Annotated in this window: 2 protein-coding genes; both read left to right on the top strand. The window is 62.6% G+C overall.

What is annotated here, in order from left to right; translation table 11 throughout:
- Positions 1-1,036, top strand: a 1,036-nt coding sequence (locus EWE75_RS24395; RefSeq protein WP_130160609.1) for a DDE-type integrase/transposase/recombinase, incomplete at its 5' end; no start/stop codon positions are given.
- A complete protein-coding gene (gene istB / locus EWE75_RS24390) occupies positions 1,033-1,872 on the top strand; it encodes an IS21-like element helper ATPase IstB (protein WP_130160608.1) in 840 nt (279 codons plus the stop codon). The genes EWE75_RS24395 and istB, both read left to right, overlap by 4 nt.
- Positions 1,873-1,971 lie beyond the last annotated feature (99 nt).

Raw genomic sequence — 1,971 nt, 5'->3', positions numbered from 1 at the left:
TCGTCTCGCCTACAGCGGGTTCGAGCATGCCCATGTCATTCTGGGTGGCGAGAGCTTCGTTGCCCTGGCGGAAGGGCTGCAGAACGCCCTGTGGGCATTGGGCGGCGCGCCGCGCCAGCATCGTAGCGACAGCCTGTCGGCGGCGTTCCGCAACCTCGACAAGGATGCCCGCGAAGACCTGACCCGGCGTTACGACGCGCTGTGCGCCGACTATGGCATGGAGCCGACCCGCAATAATCGCGGCATCGCGCACGAGAACGGCTCGATCGAGAGTCCACACGGTCACTTTAAGTTCGCTATCAAGGACGCCCTGCTACTGCGCGGCACCAGCGACTTCGAAGACCTGGGATCATATCGGGCGTTCATCGACGAGATCGTTGGTCGCAACAATGCCCGTATCAGGCGGCATATCGAGGCTGAACGCCCCGCTTTGCAGGCACTGCCACCGGGACGTAGCTGCGACTTCGAGGAGAAGATCGTCACGGTCACCTCCTCGAGCGCCTTCACCTTGAAGAGAGTGTTTTACACCGTCCCGTCCCGCCTCATCGGCAGCCGGTTGCGCGTCAGGCTCTACGATGACCGCCTTGATGTTTTGCTCGGTGGCACCTGGCTTATGACGCTGGAGCGTGGCCGTCCCGTCAGCAGCAACAAGCATGGTCATGTCGTCGACTATCGCCACGTCATCCATTCGCTGCGCAAAAAGCCCATGGCGCTGCTCAACCTCGTTTACCGGGCGCAACTTTTCCCGCGCGAGGCGTATCGGCTCACTTTCGATCGCCTCATCGAAGGCATGCCCGAAAAGGCCGCGTGCCGGCTCATGGTCGACATCCTCAGCCTCGCGCATGACCGCGGATGCGAGGCCGAGCTCGCAAGCGTCCTGACAGTCGAACTCGACGCCGCGCGCCTGCCCGATATGGCCATGCTCCGGACTCGATTTGCGCCCGATCCGGCAGGTCTCCCGGGCGTCGTCGTCCGGCTCGCGCCGCTCAGCGACTATGAGGCGCTGCTTGGCGGCGCGCAGGCGGTGGCAGCATGACCCACGCCATCGATGCCGCGCGGCTCAGGCTTATTCTCAACGATCTGCGGCTGCCCGCCATCAAGGAATGTTGGCCAACCATCGCGGAGCAGTCGGACAAGGAGGGTTGGCCTGCGGCCCGCTTTCTCGCGTCGCTCGCCGAGCACGAGATCGCCGAACGCGACAGACGCAGGATCGAACGACATTTGGCGGAAGCCAAGCTGTTGCCTGGCAAAACCCTCGACAGCTTCGACTTCGATGTCGTGCCGATGATCTCGAAGGCGCACGTCATGGCGATCTGTGCCGGCGACAGCTGGATCAAAAGCGGCGCCAATCTGATCCTGATCGGCGGTCCAGGCGGCGGCAAGTCGCACCTTGCCTCTGCCATTGGCTTCGCGCTCATCGAAAATGGCTGGCGGACGTTGTTCACCCGCACGTCCGACCTCGTCCAGAAGCTCCAGGTCGCGCGCCGCGAACTGTCGCTCGAGGCCGCCATCGCCAAGCTCGACAAATACCACCTGCTGATCCTCGACGATCTGGCGTACGTCAGCAAAGACCAGGCAGAAACCTCTGTGCTGTTCGAGCTCATCAGCGCCCGATACGAACGGCGTTCCACGCTGATCACCGCCAACCAACCCTTTGGAGAATGGTCTCGGGTTTTTCCCGATCCCGCCATGACGCTCGCCGCCGTAGACCGCCTCGTTCACCACTCCACGATCTTCGAAATGAACGTCGATAGCTACCGTCGCCGGGCCGCTCTCGAGCGCAAACAGCAGGGCGCAGGTCGCCCGCCAGGCCGCGCGACAATCAACGACAGCGAGCTACTGTCGCGCCGCGACAATCAACTTCCAACATAACGCTTGCCAGCGACAATCAGGCGGAACACACTAGCAACAACGCGGTCACGGATTCCGATCCTGATTGACGCAAGCTCCGATCCTGATTGTCGCGCGATA

The sequence above is a fragment of the Sphingomonas populi genome, from assembly GCF_004208535.1.
Classification (GTDB): Bacteria; Pseudomonadota; Alphaproteobacteria; order Sphingomonadales; family Sphingomonadaceae; genus Sphingomonas; species Sphingomonas populi.
Note: the sequence above shows the minus strand (reverse complement) of the source record. Positions and strands in the feature narration are given on the sequence as shown.

Coding starts and splice junctions, on each gene's coding strand:
- istB (WP_130160608.1), top strand. CDS start 1,033: ATGACCCACGCCATCGATGCCGCGCGGCTCAGGCTTATTCTCAACGAT.